Genomic DNA, 16,615 nt, shown 5'->3' with positions numbered 1-16,615 from the left:
CATCAAAGGACATTCGACAGTGTATATTCCCACCTACGATGACATGCTTGCCGCGCATGAGCGGATCAAGCCTCATATCAACCGCACGCCGATCCGCACCTCTGCCTATCTGAACGATCTGGTCGGCGCGGAACTGTTCTTCAAATGCGAGAACTTTCAGGAGCCGGGCGCCTTCAAGGTGCGTGGCGCCACCAACGCGGTGTTCGGCTTGGACGACGAACAGGCGAAAAAAGGCGTGGCGACCCATTCGTCGGGCAACCATGCCTCCTGCCTCAGCTATGCGGCGATGAAGCGGGGCATCCCCTGCAACGTGGTCATGCCGCGCACCGCGCCGCAGGCCAAGAAGGACACCGTGCGCCGCTATGGCGGCAACATCACCGAATGTGATCCTTCCACATCCTCGCGCGAGGAAACCTTCGCCAAGGTGCAGGCCGAAACGGGGGGCGATTTCGTCCATCCCTATAACGACCCGCGCGTGATCGCCGGGCAAGGCACCTGCTCCAAGGAATTCATCGAGCAGGTCGAGGGGCTCGACATGATGGTCGCGCCCATTGGCGGCGGCGGGATGATCTCGGGCACCTGCCTGACGCTCTCCAACGCCGCGCCGGAAATCGAGATCATCGCCGCAGAGCCCGAGCAGGCCGACGATGCCTATCGCAGCTTCAAGGCGGGGCATATCATCGCCGATGATGCACCCAAGACCATCGCCGACGGGCTGCTCGTGCCGCTGAAAGAGTTGACATGGCATTTCGTTTCGAACCATGTGACCGACATTCTGACGGTTTCGGAAGACGAGATCATCGACGCGATGAAACTCTCGTGGAAGCACCTTCGGATCGTGATGGAGGCAAGCTGCGCCGTGCCGCTCGCCGTCATTCTCAAGAACAAGGACCGGTTCGCGGGCAAGCGCGTCGGCGTCATCGTCACCGGGGGCAATGTCGATCTCGACAAGCTGCCCTGGATCAAGTGAACACAGATACGGGAGTCATTCCAATGAACGCACCTGCAAAATTCGACGACTACGAAGTCGGCTTCGACATCCCCGCCGTTCCCGGCATGGACGAGAAGGACATCCAGACGCCCTGCCTGATCCTCGATCTGGACGCGCTGGAATACAACATCAAGAAGATGGGCGATTACGCCAAGGCCCACGGGATGCGCCACCGCGCCCATGGCAAGATGCACAAATCCGTCGATGTGCTGAAGCTTCAGATGGAGCTGGGCGGCGCGGTTGGCGTGTGCTGTCAGAAAGTGTCCGAGGCCGAGGTCTTCGCGCGTGCCGGAATCAAGGAAATCCTCGTTTCCAACCAGGTCCGCGATCCCAAGAAGATCGACCGTCTGGCGCAAATGCCGAAGATCAGCGGCGGCGAAGTGATCGTCTGCGTCGATGACGTGGCGAATGTCTCGGATCTGTCCGAGGCAGCGCAGAAGCATGGCACCGAACTGGGCGTATTTATCGAGATCGACTGCGGCGCGGGCCGTTGCGGCGTGACCACGACGGAGGCGGTCGTCGAGATCGGCAAGGCCGTGCGCGACGCCAAGAACCTGAACTTCCGCGGCATCCAGGCCTATCAGGGCGCGATGCAGCACATGGACAGCTTCGAGGACCGTCAGGCCAAGCTCGACGCCGCGATTGCACAGGTCAAGGACGGCATCGAGGGCCTCAAGGCCGAGGGAATCGAGGTCGATCTGGTCTCCGGCGGAGGCACCGGCTCTTACTATTTCGAGAGCAATTCCGGCGTCTATAACGAACTTCAGTGCGGCTCCTATGCCTTCATGGATGCCGATTACGGTCGCATCCTCGACAAGGACGGCAACCGGATCGACGAGGGCGAGTGGAAGAACGCGTTCTTCATTCTCACCTCGGTGATGAGCCACGCCAAGGAAGACAAGGCCATTGTCGATGCGGGCCTCAAGGCGCAGTCGGTCGATAGCGGCCTGCCCTTCATCTATGGGCGCGACGATGTTGAATACATCAAGTGCTCCGACGAGCACGGCGTCGTGTCCGACCCCAAGGGTGTCCTGAAGGTCAACGACAAGCTCAAGCTGGTGCCGGGCCACTGCGATCCGACCGCCAACGTGCATGACTGGTATGTCGGCGTTCGCAACGGCAAGGTCGAAACCGTCTGGCCGGTTTCGGCGCGCGGCAAGGCCTACTGATCGGGCCGGGGCACGCGGCGTCGCGGCCCCATCCTGTATAGCGAAATCACGACACGCCGCCGTTTGGGCGGCGTGCCCGCCCCACCCGGTTCGGGGCGCATGGAACACCTATGGGAGAGAGAAATGCTGATAGTCCCCGAGCGCGAGATCGCCGATCTGATGACCCGCGAAGCCGCGTTTGACGCGGTGGAAAAAGTGTTCGCCGCGATGGCCGCGGGCGATGCCTACAACTTCCCCGTCGTGCGCGAGGCCATCGGCCACGAAGACGCGCTCTACGGCTTCAAGGGCGGGTTCGACCGCGCCGGTCTGACGCTGGGGCTCAAGGCAGGGGGCTACTGGCCCAACAACCTCGAAAAGCGCGATCTGATCAACCATCAGTCCACCGTGTTCCTGTTCGATCCCGACACCGGCCGCGCCAAGGCGATGGTCGGCGGCAACCTCCTGACCGCGCTGCGCACCGCCGCCGCATCGTCCGTGTCAATCAAGCATCTGGCCCGCAAGGATGCCAAGGTGATCGGCATGATCGGCGCGGGCCATCAGGCCACGTTCCAGCTTCGCGCCGCGTTGGAGCAGCGCGATTTCGAGAAGGTCATCGGCTGGAACTATCACCCCGAGATGCTGCCCAATATCGAGAAGGTCGCCGCCGAGGCCGGCCTGCCCTTCGAGGCGGTCGAGCTGGACGGGATGCAGGAGGCCGATGTCATCATCTCGATCACGTCCGCCTTCGCGCCCTCGCTGATGGCCGATCACGTCGCGCCCGGCACGCATGTCGCCTGCATGGGCACCGACACCAAGGGCAAGCAGGAAGTGGAGGCCGACCTCCTGGCCCGCGCCGCTGTCTTCACCGACGAGGTCGCGCAGTCGATCTCCATCGGCGAGGCGCAGCACGCGATCGAGCAAGGTCTGATAAAGGAAGCCGACATCGCCCAGCTTGGCGCTGTCATCAACGGCACCCACAAGGGGCGCACGTCCGACGACCAGATCACCCTGTTCGACGGCACCGGCGTCGGCCTGCAAGACCTCGCGGTCGCGGCTTCGGTCGTCGACCTGGCGGTGCAGAAGGGCATCGCGATCGAGGTGGATTTCTGAACACCCCGCCGCCCGGCGCGAACATCGCCGGGCCGCCTCACCGCATTTGGAATGTAACCCGAGATGATGCTACCGCTTTCCCTCCTGTTCGTCGGCGCCGTTCTGGTGCTCAACGGGCTTTGGATGACAGGCCGCATCGCGGATCGCGAGATCATCGTCATCAACCTTGTTACCGCCACCGTGACCGGCTGCGTCGCGCTCGTCACCCTGATCCGGGCGGAAACCGCGTCCGACATCCGCTCGGTCGCGCTGACGCTTCTGTTCACCGTCACATACCTTTGGGTCGCCGTGAACCGGATGAACGGGGCCGACGGGCGCGGGCTGGGCTGGTTCAGCCTCTTCGTCGCCATCTCCGTCCTGCCCGAAGCGGTGCAGACACTGGCATCGGCGCAAACCGCGATGCAGCTCTGGCTGGGCCTGTGCTGGCTGGCATGGTCTGCGCTTTGGCTTTTGTTCTTCCTCACGCTGGTGCCCAAATGGGTGCCCGAGCGGCCCACCGCATTGGCGACCCTGGCCAGCGGTATCCTGACGGCGTGGCTTCCGGCCATGTTCCTACTGAACGGAGCGGTGCTATGACCCGGCCCATCCGCATCGCCATCAACGGCTTTGGCCGCATCGGGCGCACGGTGCTGCGCCAACTGGCGACCGATCCCGCTCATGCCGATATCGAGATCGCCGCGATCAACGATATCGCGCCGCTCGACAGCTGCGCCTATCTCTTCCGCTACGACAGCGCCTTCGGCCCCTTTCCCGGCACCGTCACCACCGGGCGCGAGGTGCTGAACGTCGCCGGGCGGGCGATCCCGTTCTGGCACCGCGCCGATCTGCGGGGTGCCGATCTGCGGGGTGCCGATCTGCGCGATGTGGATGTGGTGCTGGAATGCACCGGGCGGGCCAAGACGCATGACATCGCCAGCGCCGGGCTCGATGCCGGGGCGCGCCGCGTGCTGATTTCCGGCCCGTCCAAGGCGGCCGAGGCGACCATCGTGATGGGCGCGAACGATCACGAGATCGGCGGCGCGCGCATCGTGTCGAACTCCTCCTGCACAACCAATGCCATCGTGCCGCTTCTGCGCAGCATCGATCTGGGGCTGGGAGTGGAGCGCGCGCATATCACCACCGTGCATTGCTACACCGGCAGCCAGCCGACCGTCGACAAACCCGGCCCCAATCTCGAACGCAGCCGCGCCGCCGCGGTGTCCATCGTGCCGACGACCACCAGCGCCGCCAGCGAGACGATCGAGATCCTGCCCGAGTTTCAGGGCCGCCTCAGCGTCGCGGCCGTGCGGGTGCCGGTGCTGTCGGTCTCGGCCATCGACGCGGTGTTCCAGATCTCCGAATCCCCCGACGAGCGGCTCGACGAATTCATCCGCGAGGCGTTTCAGGATTGCCACCTGATCGGGCTCAGCGACGAGCCGAACGTGTCCACCGACATGCGCGCGCGGCCGGAATCGCTGGTGATCGCGCTGCGCGAGACAAGGATCGTCGGCCACAAGCAGCTGCGCGTGTTCGGCTGGTATGACAATGAATGGGGCTTTTCGGCCCGTATGATCGAAATGGCCCGGCGGCTCGCCGGACGGCCTTAACGAGGAGGAGGACGTCATGGCCCTCGATGACGGAAAGAAAGAAACCGAACGACAGGCGGCGTTGAACTATCACGAATTTCCACGCCCCGGAAAGCTGGAGATCCGGCCGACCAAGCCGATGGCAACGGGCCGCGATCTGGCCCGCGCCTACAGCCCCGGCGTGGCCGAAGCCTGCACCGAAATCGCGGCCGATCCGGCGGCGATCACCCGCTACACCGCCAAGCGCAACCTCGTCGCCGTCATCACCAACGGCACGGCCGTCCTGGGGCTCGGCAATATCGGCGCAGCGGCCTCCAAGCCGGTGATGGAGGGCAAGGCCGTCCTCTTCAAGAAATTCGCCGGGATCGATTGCTTCGACATCGAGGTCGATGAACTGGACCCCGAGGAACTGGCAAAGGTGGTGTGCCGCCTTGAGCCCACATTCGGCGCGGTGAACCTTGAGGACATCAAGGCGCCCGATTGCTTCATCGTGGAGCGCTATTGCCGCGAGAAGATGAACATCCCGGTCTTTCACGACGATCAGCACGGCACCGCCATCGTGGTCGCCGCCGCCGCCACGAACGCGCTGCGCATCGCCGGCAAGAAACCGCAGGATATCCGCGTCGTCGGCATGGGCGCAGGTGCGGCCGGCGTGGCCTGCCACACGATGCTGCACAAGATGGGCGTTCCGGCCGAAAACATCGCCATCTTCGACAAGGACGGCGTTCTGCATCCGGGCCGCACCGATCTTTGCGCCGAACAGATGTTCTTTGCCAATGCCGACAAGGATCTGACCATCACCGAGGCGCTGAACGGCGCCGATATGTTCCTCGGCCTGTCCGGCCCCGGCCTGCTCAAACCCGAGAGCGTGCGCAACATGGCCGAGAACCCGATCATCTTCGCGCTGGCAAATCCCGTGCCCGAGATCATGCCCGATCTTGCGCGCGAGGCATCCCCCGGCGCGATGATCGCCACGGGGCGCAGCGATTATCCAAATCAGGTCAACAACGTGCTGTGCTTTCCGTTCATCTTCCGCGGGGCGCTGGATGTCGAGGCCAAGGACATCAACGACGAGATGAAGCTCGCCTGTGTCGAGGCGATCGCGGCGCTGGCCCGTCAGACCACCAGCGCCGAGGTCGGCGAGGCCTACAAGGGCGAGCGGCTGACTTTCGGCCCGGACTACCTGATCCCCCGCCCCTTCGATCCGCGCCTCTTGCCGACCATCGCGGTCGCGGTGGCGCGCGCGGCGATGGACTCCGGCGCGGCTGGCCGGCAGATCGATCTCGACGCCTATCGCCAGAGCCTCGAAGCGCAGGTGTTCAAATCCTCGCTCATCATGCGGGGCGTCTATGACGCGGCCCGCCAGTCCAAGCGCCGCATCGTCTTTGCCGAGGGCGAGGACGAGCGCGTGCTGCGCGCCGCGCAGGCGATGATCGAGGAATCGAGCGATACGCCCATCCTCGTCGGACGCCCCGACGTGATCCGCCAGCGGCTCGACCGCGAGGGGCTGTCGATTCAGCCGGGGCGCGATTTCGAAGTGGTGAACCCCGAAAGCGACGAGCGGTATCGCGAGTATTGGCAGAGCTATCACGCGCAGATGCAGCGCCGCGGCGTCACCCCCGATCTGGCCAAGGCGGTGCTGCGCACCAACACCACCGCGATTGCATCGGTCATGGTGCATCGCGGCGATGCCGATAGCCTGATCTGCGGCACCGTGGGCCAGTATCACTGGCATCTGAACTATGTCCGCCAGATGCTGGAGACGAAGACCGAAACGCCGGTTGCCGCGCTCTCGCTGATGATCCTCGACGAAGGCCCTCTTTTCGTCGCGGACACGCATGTCAATATCGAGCAGACCGCCGAGAGCCTGGCCGCGACGGTGATCGCCGCCGCGCGGCATGTCCGGCGTTTCGGTCTCGATCCGAAGATCGGGCTCTGCTCGGGCTCGCAATTCGGCAACAACGCCTGCAAATCCGGTCAGGTCATGCGCGGGGCGCTGGACATCCTCGATAGCGAAACGCGCAACTTTCAATACGAGGGCGAAATGCACACCGATGCCGCGCTCGATCCGGACCTGCGCGAGAGGCTGTTGCCGAACAACCGGCTGGAGGGGCGCGCAAATGTGCTCGTCTACGCCAATACCGATGCCGCCGGTGCGGCGCGGAACCTTCTGAAATGCGCCGCGGGCGGGCTGGAAGTCGGCCCGATCCTGATGGGCATGGGCAACAAGGCCCATATCGTCACCCCCGGCGTCACACCACGCGGACTTCTGAACATCGCGGCGCTCGCCGGCTCGGATGTCTCCAGCTACGGCTGACACGAAAATCCGGCGGGCGGCTCCCCCTGCCCGCCACCAACAACCCGCCATTCCGGAGCGTCAATCCGGGCCTCGAGGAGGAGGACTTATTGAATGACAACTGCAACAACCAACGTAAAAACCCGACATTCCGTCGATGAAATACTGCCACCGGCACGGCTGTTTACCCTCGGGCTGCAGCACGTCCTGGTGATGTATGCCGGCGCCATCGCGGTGCCTCTCATCGTCGGCCGTGTTCTGGGCCTCAACCCTGAACAGGTTGCGTTCCTGATTTCGGCCGACCTTTTCGTTTGCGGCATCGTGACGATGATCCAGTCGCTCGGCATGTCCAAATGGTTCGGCATCAAGCTGCCGGTGATGATGGGCGTGACCTTCGCCTCCGTCGGACCGATGGTGTCGATCGCGGCGTCCAACCCCGGCCTTGAAGGCGCGCGGATGATCTTCGGCGCGATCATCGGCGCAGGCATCATCGCCATGCTCATCGCCCCCATCGTCAGCCGGATGCTGCGCTTCTTTCCGCCCGTCGTGACCGGCACGATCATCCTCGTGATCGGCGTGACGCTCATGCGCGTCGGCATCAACTGGATCTTCGGCCTGCCCGTCGGCCCGACCGCGCCGACCGTGGTGGACCCGGCCCATGCCGAATGGCTCGATCAGGTCAAGGCGCTCGGCGGCGGTGTCGTTCCCGAAGTGCCGCGCGGGCTGAGCGTTGCGCCCACGCTCGAGAACGAGAATTACGCCACCGTCAAGAACATGGCGATCTCGGGCATCGTGCTGCTCACGATCATCCTGATCATGAAGTTCTTCACCGGCTTTCTGGCCAATATCTCGGTGCTTTGCGGCATTGTCGTCGGCGGCGTGCTGGCCGCGATCATGGGCGTGATGCATTTCGACCATGTCGGCACGGCCTCGTGGTTCGCCTTTATCACGCCGCTGCGCTGGGGCGTGCCGATCTTCGATCCGATCATGATCCTGACCATGACGCTGGTGATGATCGTCGTGATGATCGAATCCACCGGCATGTTCCTCGCCCTCAGCGAGATGTGCGAAAAGAAGGTCGAGCGCCCGTCGCTCTCCGCCGGTCTGCGCACCGATGGTCTGGGCACGGTGATCGGCGGTCTGTTCAACACCTTTCCCTATACCTCGTTCAGCCAGAACGTCGGCCTTGTCGGCGTCACCGGCATCCGCAGCCGCTATGTCTGCGTCGCGGGCGGCGCGATCATGATCGTGCTGGGCCTCGTGCCGAAAATGGGCGCGCTGGTCGAAGCGCTCCCGGTCGCTGTTCTGGGCGGCGCGGGTCTGGTGATGTTCGGCATGGTCGCCGCGACGGGCGTGCGCATCCTCGGTGCGGTGGATTTCAAGACCAACCGCTTCAACGGTCTGATCGTGGCGATCTCGCTCGGCATGGGGATGATCCCGCTGATCGCGCCGCGCTTCTCCATGCACCTGCCGCATGCCATCGAGCCGTTGATCGACTCCGGCATCCTGCTCGCCGCGATCTCTGCCGTGGCGCTGAACATCGTGTTCAACGGCGCGCGGGAGATGAGCGAGGAAGAGCTGCGTCACGCGGCGGAGCAATCCGATGGCGGCCACTGAGCCAGCCATTGCCTGACACATGCGAGCGCCCCGGCTTACACGGCCGGGGCGTTTTGCGTTTCATGCGCCTCGAACCAGCGCGTCCACAGATCGAGCAATGCCACCAGCGCGGCGGCGGAAAATGCCCCGGCAATGGTCAATGCGATGCGGGTGAAGCTGGAATAGGCCGCATCCTGCGTCGACAGCGCGCCGGCGACGAGCGACAGGACCACCGAATAGGCGTATTGATAGACCATGCTGGGATGGCGGCCGTAAAACATCTTCTGCCCCAGATAGAGGCCCGCCAGAAAGAGCATGCAAAGCACCGGCAGCAGATGTTGCGAAAAGGTGAAGGCAAAGAGGATCAGCGCCGCGATTCCGACGCCGTAGAAGGTGGCGCGGACGCGCTGCATCGCCTCGTCCCAGACGCGGGTGCGGGTGGGAAAGACGATCACCATCGCGGCCACCATCGCCATCATCATGTCAGCCGGCTGCATCACGGCATAAAGCCAGAAGCTCAGCAATAGCAGCACGCTGGCACGGATGCCCGCGCCGATATTGATGTTGCCGGGGCTCGGCACAGGCTCATCGATGTGCTTCTCCGCCGTGCGCGCGGGCAACACCAGATAGACGATCGGCCCCACCACGAAAGCGACGATGGCGGCCATCATGAAATTGTCGCGCATCGCCTCGACCGTGGCGCTGCCATGCATTCCCATCACCGACATCAGCACCGCCACGATGATGATGAGCATCCCCAGCGGCGCGCCGGTGCGCAGGATCTCGCGGAAGGCCATGAAATAGATCAGCCACATCGCCCCGACATAGACGGCGGGCATCGGGCGCATCTGCTCGACCAGCCAGGTCATGAGCGCCGTCAACACGATCATCACGATGGGCGCGGCGATCATCTTGGCCGGGTTGAACGCCTTGCGCTGCGCCGCGATCAGACCCACGGGCAGCGCAGCGATGATCGGCGGCAGCGCCGGGTTGAGGATCGGGATCGCCAGATAGGCCAGCGTCCCGGTCAGACCGAGCCGCATCGCATAGAGCGGATCGTCAACAGGGCTGGGGCGCGGCGTGACATACATGGCGCGGCCCTAATGCAGGAAACTGGTGTAGGCGCGCAGCCGTTGCAGCGCCTGCCCGATCCACGCGATCGGCCCGCCGCCGCCCGCGAGGATGAGCGCGTGAACCTTGCCGCCGACGCGCGCCTGCTCCGGCCACGCATCCAGCCCGCCGGCCAGCTCGACCCTGACGGGAATCCGCCGCGCCGGCTCGAACCAGCGGTTCGTCGGCTGGTTCACCACCAGCCCGCCCTGCACATTGCGACCCGGATTGATGCCCCAGGCGATGCTCTGCACGCGCCCGTCGTAAATCCGGCCCGGCGCGGCATCGAATAGAAGTTTCACCGGATCGCCCGGCTCGACCAGCTGCAACTGGTTCTCGCGCAGATCGACGGTAACCCACGCGGCATCGGCGTCGATGAAGGTCAGCGCCGCCTGCCCCGCCCCGAGGAACTGGCCTTCGGACAACATGACATTCGTGACCACCCCGCGATGCGGCGCGGTGACGGTGGTGGACGCCAGATCGTATTGCGCACGCTCCAGCTGCGTCTGCGCGGCCTCGATGGCCGGGTTATCCTCGCCCTGCGCGCCAAGCTGCTTGCGCGCGCTTTCCAGATTCGCCTCCGCCGTCGCCAGCCGCGCCTCGGCCTCCGCGACCTGCTGGCGCGCGGTATCGCCCTGCGCTGAAGACGCGATGCCGCGTTCCTCGAGCCGCAAGGTGCGCTCGGCCTGCGCGCGCGTTGTCTCCAGTGCGGTGCGCGCCTGCGTCACCGCCGCCTGCGCCGCCAGAAGCGAGGCACCCGAGGCGTCGATATTCTGCACCGTCGTCGTCAGGTTCGCTTCCGCCTGCGCCACGGACAGCTCGAACGGGCGCGGATCGAGCGAGAAGAGCGGATCGCCCGCCTCGACAAGCGCGTCATCTTCGACATGCACCGCGATCACCTCGCCCGACACGCGCGGCGCGATCTGCACGACATGCGCCGACACGATCCCACGCGAGGAGGCCGGCGCGCGACGGTCGGCCAGCGCATAAAGCACGACCCCGATCACGAGCAGCGCGATCACGAAAAGGGCCACCGGCCCGGCAGGGTTGCGCGGCGTCTTTCCCGTGTCGGTCTGCAAATCGCTCATCTGGCCCTCTTTTTCGCTTATCCCACCGGCTCAACTTACAGAAACCGGCCAATCCTGAAAGCCCGGCACGTCACAAAACCGGCCTTGACGTGCGATTCAGGCTTCCCTAACGTCCAACCAATTCACGATTGGTTGGACTATTGGTTGAAAACGACACATCCCCGCTTCTCGATGTCCGGCGGCTGAGCCTGCGGTTCCGGGGCACCGAACGCGACCTGCTGAAGGACGTGAGCTATTCCGTCCGTCCGGGCGAAACGCTGTGCATCGTCGGAGAATCGGGCTGCGGCAAGAGCGTCAGCTCGCTTGCGCTGATGGGGCTTCTGCCGCCGCATCTGGCAGAAACGCGGGCGGAGGCGATCACCTTCCGGGGCGCACCGCTCGATCTGGAGGACCGCGAGCGGCTACGCGACTTGCGCGGCGCCTCGATGGCGATGATCTTTCAGGAACCGATGACCTCTCTCAACCCGGCCTTCCGCATCGGCGACCAGATCGCGGAGACCGTGATCGCCCATAACAACGTCACCAAGTCCGAGGCGCAGGGCCGCGCTTTGGCAATGTTGCGCAAGGTCGGCATCCCGGCGCCCGAAGCGCGGATGAAGGAATACCCGCATCAGCTTTCGGGCGGGATGCGCCAGCGCGTGATGATCGCGATGGCGCTGGTCAACGATCCCGCGCTGCTCATCGCGGACGAGCCGACAACCGCGCTCGACGTGACCATTCAGGCGCAGATCCTCGATCTGATCCGCGAGTTGCAGGCAGAGGCGCGCATGGCGACCATCATGATCACGCATGATCTGGGCGTCGTGGCCGAAATCGCGACCGATGTGGCGGTGATGTATGCCGGCACGATCATCGAATCCGGCCCGGTGGAGCGTATCTTCAACGACCCGCAACATCCCTACACGATCGGGCTCATGTCGTCCGTGCCGCGCCTGACCGGGCCGCGCCGGCGGTTGACGACCGTTCCCGGCACAGTGCCCACGGTCGAGACGATGCCCGAAGGCTGCCGCTTTTCCACCCGCTGCCCCTTTGCGCAACCCGTCTGCGCCACCGCCCCGCCCGAGCGCACGTTCGGGATGGGCCACAGCGCCCTGTGCCATTTCGCGCCGCTCGACCGGATGCTGGAGATCCCCGCATGAGCGATCCCATTCTCGAAGCGCGCAACGTGTCCCGCCATTTCAGCGTCGGCGGCACGCTTTTTCGCAAACCCGACACGCTGCGCGCGGTGCAGGACGTGTCGCTTTCCGTCCAGCCGGGCGAAACGCTGGCCATCGTCGGCGAATCGGGCTGCGGGAAATCCACGCTGGCGCGGATGCTCATGCGGCTCATCACCCCCACCAGCGGCGAGCTGTTCTTCGAAGGCCGCCATATCGAAAGCATCTCCGGCGACGATCTGACCAAACTGCGCGGCGAGATGCAGTTCATCTTTCAAGACCCCTTTTCCTCGCTCAACCCGCGCATGAGCGTCGGCAAGCTGGTCGGTGAGCCGCTTGAGACGCAACGCCCCGATCTGTCCGCCAAGGACCGCCGCGCCAAGGTATCCGAGCTTTTGGCGCAGGTCGGGCTGCGCCCGGAACACGCGAACCGCTATCCGCACGAATTTTCCGGCGGCCAGCGCCAGCGCATCGGCATCGCCCGCGCGCTTGCCTCCGGGCCGAAACTCATCATTGGCGACGAGCCGGTCTCCGCGCTCGATGTGAGCGTGCAGGCGCAGGTGGTGAACCTGCTGGCCGACCTGAAGGAACAGCTGGGCCTGACGCTGGTGGTGATCGCGCATGATCTGGCCGTCATCCGCCACATGAGCGACCGCGTGGCGGTGATGTATCTCGGCGGCATTGTCGAGGAAGGCCCCTGCGACCGCATCTTCGAGACGCCGCAGCACCCCTATACGATGGCGCTCCTCTCCGCGATTCCCGAAGCGGAATACGGCATCGAACGCCAGCAGATCGAGCTGAGCGGCGAAACCCCTTCGCCCATCGATCCGCCCCCCGGCTGCCGGTTTCACACCCGCTGCCCCTTCGCGCGCGAGCGTTGCCGAACCGAGGTGCCGGCCTTGCGCGATGCGGGGCCGCATCACCGCGCCGCGTGCCATTTCTTCGAAGAGATCGCCAGCGAGACCGGCGCCCCGGCCCGCCTGCCCGAGCCGCGCAGCGCCGCGGCCGAAAGCCGCTTTTCGCTTTACGCGGACGCTCTGGCCGGTGCGCCGGTCCGCCCGCGCGAGCCCGAGACGTAAACCACGAACAAGGCCGCGTGAAAGCGGCCGGCGCATCAACAAAGGAGAGAGACAACATGAAACTTCGCATCACCCTCGCCGCCGCCCTTCTGGGCGCCACGGCCCTGGGCGCACAGGCACAGGATCTGCGCATCGGCCTTGCATCCGACGCCGACGTGCTCGACCCGGACCAGTCGCGCACCTTCGTCGGCCGCATCGTCTACGCCGCGCTCTGCGACAAGCTGGTGGATATCACGCCCGAACTTGAAATCATCCCGCAACTGGCGACGGATTGGAGCTTTTCGGACGACAACACCGCCCTGACCATGCAACTGCGCGAAGGCGTGACCTTCCATGACGGCACCCCCTTCAACGCCGAAGCGGTCGCGCGCAATATCGAACGCAGCCGCACGCTGGAGGAAAGCCGCCGCAAGTCCGAGCTGTCCTCTGTCTCCGGCACCGAGGTGCTGGGCGAGTATGAGATCAAGATCAACCTCGCGCAGCCCGATGCCACCATCCTCGCGCAGCTTGCCGACCGCGCGGGCATGATGATCTCGCCCGATGCCGCCGATGAGGCGGGCGCGGATTTCGGCCTCAACCCCGTCTGCTCCGGCCCGTTCAAATTCGAAGAGCGCGTCGCGCAGGACCGGATCGTCCTGAGCAAGTTCGACGGCTACTGGAACGCGGACGAAATCAACCTCGATAGCGTGACCTATCTGCCGATCCCCGACACGACGGTGCGGCTTGCCAACCTGCAATCGGGCGACATTCACATCCTCGACCGCCTTGCCGCGACAGACCTGAAACAGATCAGCGACGATCCGTCGATCGACGTGAAAGAGGCGGTCTCCCTTGGCTATCAGGGCATCACCTTCAACGTCGGTAATGGCGAGCGCGGCGACAACCCGTGGGGCAACGACAAGCGGCTGCGCCAGGCGTTCAGCCTCGCCATCGGGCGCGACATCATCAACCAGGTGGTGTTCGACGGCAATTTCCGCCCCGCGAACCAGCCCTATTCCACCGAATCCCCGTGGTATGACAGCGAATTCCCCATGCCGGAACGCGATGTCGAAGCGGCCAAGGCGCTGCTGGCCGAAGCGGGTTACGAGAACGGGCTCGATCTCGAAGTGCAGGTGCCGAACCGGCCCGAGAACCTGCAACTGATGCAGGTGATCCAGTCGATGGCCTCCGAGGCGGGGATCAACGTCAAGATCACCTCCAAGGAATTCGCCACGATGCTCGACGATCAATCGGCGGGCAAGTTCACCGGCAGCCAGGTCGGCTGGTCCGGCCGGATCGACCCGGACGGCAACCTGCACCAGTTCGTCACCACCGGCGCGGGGCTGAACGATGCGGGCTATTCCAATGCCGAGGTGGACCGCCTTCTGAACGAGGCGCGCACCATCAGCGATACCGCCGAGCGCAAGAAGCTCTATGACGAGGCGCGCGCGATCCTGAACGACGAATTGCCCATCGTTTACCTCTATCACCAGACCTGGCTGACCGCGCTGGCCGATGGGGTGGACGGGTTCGTCGCCTATCCCGACGGCATGATGCGCCTCGAAGGCGTCACGCTGAACGCCGAATAACGCCACCGGGCCGCGCGGGCGCTCCCCGCGCGGCCGACCCTGCCCTAGGCCGAAAGCACGCCCATGCTCTCTTTCATCCTGCGCCGTGTCCTGATCGCGATACCGACGATCCTGCTGATCTCGGTCTTCGTCTTCTCGCTGCAAAAGCTGCTGCCGGGCGATCCGATCCTCGCCATGGCGGGCGAAGAGCGCGACCCCGAAGTCATCGAATTCCTGCGCGAGAAATACCGCCTGAACGATCCGGTGCCGGTGCAATATCTCAACTGGGTCGGCAATGCGCTGCAGGGCGATCTGGGCATATCGCTGCGCACCAACCAGCCGGTGCTGGAACTGATCGGGGAAAAACTGCCCGTCACCATCCAGCTTGCCGCGATGGCGATGATCTTCGCGATGGGCATCGGCATCCCCGCCGGGATCTTGTCGGCGGTGCGCAAGGGCACGATGACCGATTACATCGCCAATATCGTGGCATTGTCCGGCCTTTCGATTCCGAATTTCTGGCTCGGCATCATGCTGATCCTTCTGGTGTCGGTGAAATGGCAACTGCTGCCCGCCTCGGGCTATGTGCCCTTTGCCGAAGACCCGTGGCGCTCCATCCAGGTCATGCTCATGCCCGCCTTCGTGCTAGGCACCGCGCTCGCGGCGACGCTGATGCGGCACACCCGCTCGGCCATGCTCACCGTGCTGACCTCGGACTATGTGCGCACCGCGCGCGCCAAGGGGCTGAGCGAGCGCAAGGTGATCCTCAAACACGCCTTCCGCAACGCGCTGACGCCCATCGTCACGCTGTCGGCGCTGCTCTTTGGCGAACTCATTGCCGGCGCGGTGCTGACCGAGCAGATCTTCACCATTCCCGGTTTCGGCAAGATGGTCGTCGATGCCGTCTTCAACCGCGATTACGCCGTGGTTCAGGGCATCGTGCTCGTCACTGCCGTGGGCTTCATCGTGATGAACCTGCTGGCCGATGTGGCCTATGTGCTGCTGAACCCCCGTCTGAGGAATGAGGCATGAGCCAACCTGCCACCCCCATCACCATCGACGCGCAAAGCATGAACGATCCGGTGCTCGACCACCGCCCGGAAAACCGCGTCTGGAAGAAGTTTCGCGCCCATCGCAGCGCTATGCTGGGCGGTGTGCTGGTAGCGTTCTTCGTCGCGGTCGCCATCCTTGCGCCGCTCCTGCCGATCCCCGATCCGGCGGCGACCGATTGGGGCGCGGTGCGGCAAGCCCCCTCTGCCGCGCATTGGCTCGGCACCGACGAGATCGGGCGCGATGTGCTCTCGCGCATGATCTGGGGCGCGCAGGCGTCGCTTTTGGCCGGTGTCGTCTCGGTGCTGATCGCCGTGGCGCTCGGCGTGCCGTTCGGCATCATGGCGGGCTATTTCGGCGGCTGGACCGATGCGGTGATCTCCCGCTGCACCGAAGCGCTGCTGGCCGCGCCCTTCCTGATCCTCGCCATCGCGCTCGCGGCCTTCCTCGGCCCATCGCTGACCAATGCGATGATCGCCATCGGCATTTCGGCCACGCCGCTTTTCGTGCGGCTGACGCGCGGGCAGGTGCTGTCCGTCGCCGCCGAGGACTACGTGGACAGCGCCCGCGCCATCGGATTGCCGACGCGCAAGATCCTGTCGCGCTACATCCTGCCCAACGTGCTGCCCCCGGTGCTGGTGCAGGCCACGCTGACCATCGCCACCGCGATCATCGCCGAAGCCTCGCTCTCTTTCCTTGGCCTTGGCCAGCAGCCGCCCGCGCCAAGCTGGGGTTCGATGCTGAACACGGCGAAGAACTTTCTCAACCAGGCGCCCTGGATGGCGCTCTGGCCCGGCATCGCGATCTTCCTCGTGGTGCTTGGCTTCAACCTTTTGGGCGACGGGCTGCGCGATGCGCTCGACCCGCGCGAGCAGTAAGGA

At 64.8% G+C, this 16,615-nt stretch carries 14 protein-coding genes; 12 read left to right on the top strand and 2 right to left on the bottom strand.

All coding sequences use genetic code 11. From position 1 onward, the window contains the following. Positions 1-19 precede the first annotated feature (19 nt). The 7 genes from bhcB (at position 20) to M3465_RS13235 (ending at position 8,727) form a co-directional block, all read left to right on the top strand. Positions 20-970 (top strand): beta-hydroxyaspartate dehydratase BhcB, encoded by a 951-nt coding sequence (gene bhcB, locus M3465_RS13265; RefSeq protein WP_249502245.1) that lies wholly within the window; start codon positions 20-22, stop codon positions 968-970. A 23-nt stretch (positions 971-993) separates the two neighbouring features. Further along, positions 994-2,160 carry a 3-hydroxy-D-aspartate aldolase BhcC gene (bhcC, locus tag M3465_RS13260; RefSeq protein ID WP_249502244.1) on the top strand — a complete coding sequence of 389 codons (1,167 nt, stop codon included), beginning with the start codon at positions 994-996 and terminating at the stop codon, positions 2,158-2,160. A 123-nt stretch (positions 2,161-2,283) separates the two neighbouring features. Further along, the gene (gene bhcD, locus M3465_RS13255) at positions 2,284-3,249 is read left to right on the top strand and encodes an iminosuccinate reductase BhcD (protein WP_249502243.1); all 966 of its coding nucleotides are present in this window, start codon (positions 2,284-2,286) and stop codon (positions 3,247-3,249) included. Positions 3,250-3,312: 63 nt separating this feature from the next. Next, a complete protein-coding gene (locus M3465_RS13250) occupies positions 3,313-3,825 on the top strand; it encodes an AmiS/UreI family transporter (RefSeq protein ID WP_249502242.1) in 513 nt (170 codons plus the stop codon). After that, on the top strand, positions 3,822-4,835 hold the full coding sequence (locus tag M3465_RS13245) for a type I glyceraldehyde-3-phosphate dehydrogenase (protein WP_249502241.1): 1,014 nt from the start codon (positions 3,822-3,824) through the stop codon (positions 4,833-4,835). The genes M3465_RS13250 and M3465_RS13245 overlap by 4 nt, the downstream gene beginning before the upstream one ends. Before the next feature lie 16 nt (positions 4,836-4,851). Continuing rightward, complete coding sequence (locus M3465_RS13240) at positions 4,852-7,131, top strand: NADP-dependent malic enzyme (RefSeq protein ID WP_249502240.1); 2,280 nt, start codon at positions 4,852-4,854, stop codon at positions 7,129-7,131. 93 nt (positions 7,132-7,224) lie between these two features. After that, positions 7,225-8,727 (top strand): nucleobase:cation symporter-2 family protein, encoded by a 1,503-nt coding sequence (locus M3465_RS13235; RefSeq protein ID WP_249502239.1) that lies wholly within the window; start codon positions 7,225-7,227, stop codon positions 8,725-8,727. Between the two features lie 35 nt (positions 8,728-8,762). On the opposite strand, the gene M3465_RS13230 is transcribed toward M3465_RS13235, so the two are convergent. Both M3465_RS13230 and M3465_RS13225 read right to left on the bottom strand, forming a co-directional pair. Continuing rightward, complete coding sequence (locus tag M3465_RS13230) at positions 8,763-9,797, bottom strand: FUSC family protein (protein WP_249502238.1); 1,035 nt, start codon at positions 9,795-9,797, stop codon at positions 8,763-8,765. 9 nt (positions 9,798-9,806) lie between these two features. Beyond that, positions 9,807-10,904, bottom strand: coding sequence for an HlyD family secretion protein (locus M3465_RS13225; RefSeq protein WP_249502237.1), 1,098 nt, complete (start codon positions 10,902-10,904; stop codon positions 9,807-9,809). A gap of 128 nt (positions 10,905-11,032) precedes the next feature. On the opposite strand from M3465_RS13225, the gene M3465_RS13220 reads away from it, so the two are divergent. The 5 genes from M3465_RS13220 to M3465_RS13200 all read left to right on the top strand — a co-directional run bounded on the left by M3465_RS13220 (position 11,033) and on the right by M3465_RS13200 (position 16,612). Further along, positions 11,033-12,043, top strand: a complete 1,011-nt coding sequence (locus tag M3465_RS13220) for an ABC transporter ATP-binding protein (RefSeq protein WP_249502236.1) — start codon at positions 11,033-11,035, stop codon at positions 12,041-12,043. Beyond that, the gene (locus M3465_RS13215) at positions 12,040-13,137 is read left to right on the top strand and encodes an ABC transporter ATP-binding protein (RefSeq protein ID WP_249502235.1); all 1,098 of its coding nucleotides are present in this window, start codon (positions 12,040-12,042) and stop codon (positions 13,135-13,137) included. Before M3465_RS13220 ends, M3465_RS13215 begins: the two co-directional genes overlap by 4 nt. Before the next feature lie 56 nt (positions 13,138-13,193). Continuing rightward, positions 13,194-14,705, top strand: coding sequence for an ABC transporter substrate-binding protein (locus M3465_RS13210; protein WP_249502234.1), 1,512 nt, complete (start codon positions 13,194-13,196; stop codon positions 14,703-14,705). Positions 14,706-14,768: 63 nt separating this feature from the next. Beyond that, complete coding sequence (locus M3465_RS13205) at positions 14,769-15,716, top strand: ABC transporter permease (protein WP_249502233.1); 948 nt, start codon at positions 14,769-14,771, stop codon at positions 15,714-15,716. Next, positions 15,713-16,612, top strand: a complete 900-nt coding sequence (locus M3465_RS13200) for an ABC transporter permease (protein WP_249502232.1) — start codon at positions 15,713-15,715, stop codon at positions 16,610-16,612. The genes M3465_RS13205 and M3465_RS13200 overlap by 4 nt, the downstream gene beginning before the upstream one ends. Positions 16,613-16,615 lie beyond the last annotated feature (3 nt).

It is taken from the genome of Marivita sp. GX14005, assembly GCF_023370775.1.
Lineage (GTDB): Bacteria > Pseudomonadota > Alphaproteobacteria > Rhodobacterales > Rhodobacteraceae > Marivita.
This window is presented reverse-complemented; position numbering and strand designations above follow the sequence as displayed.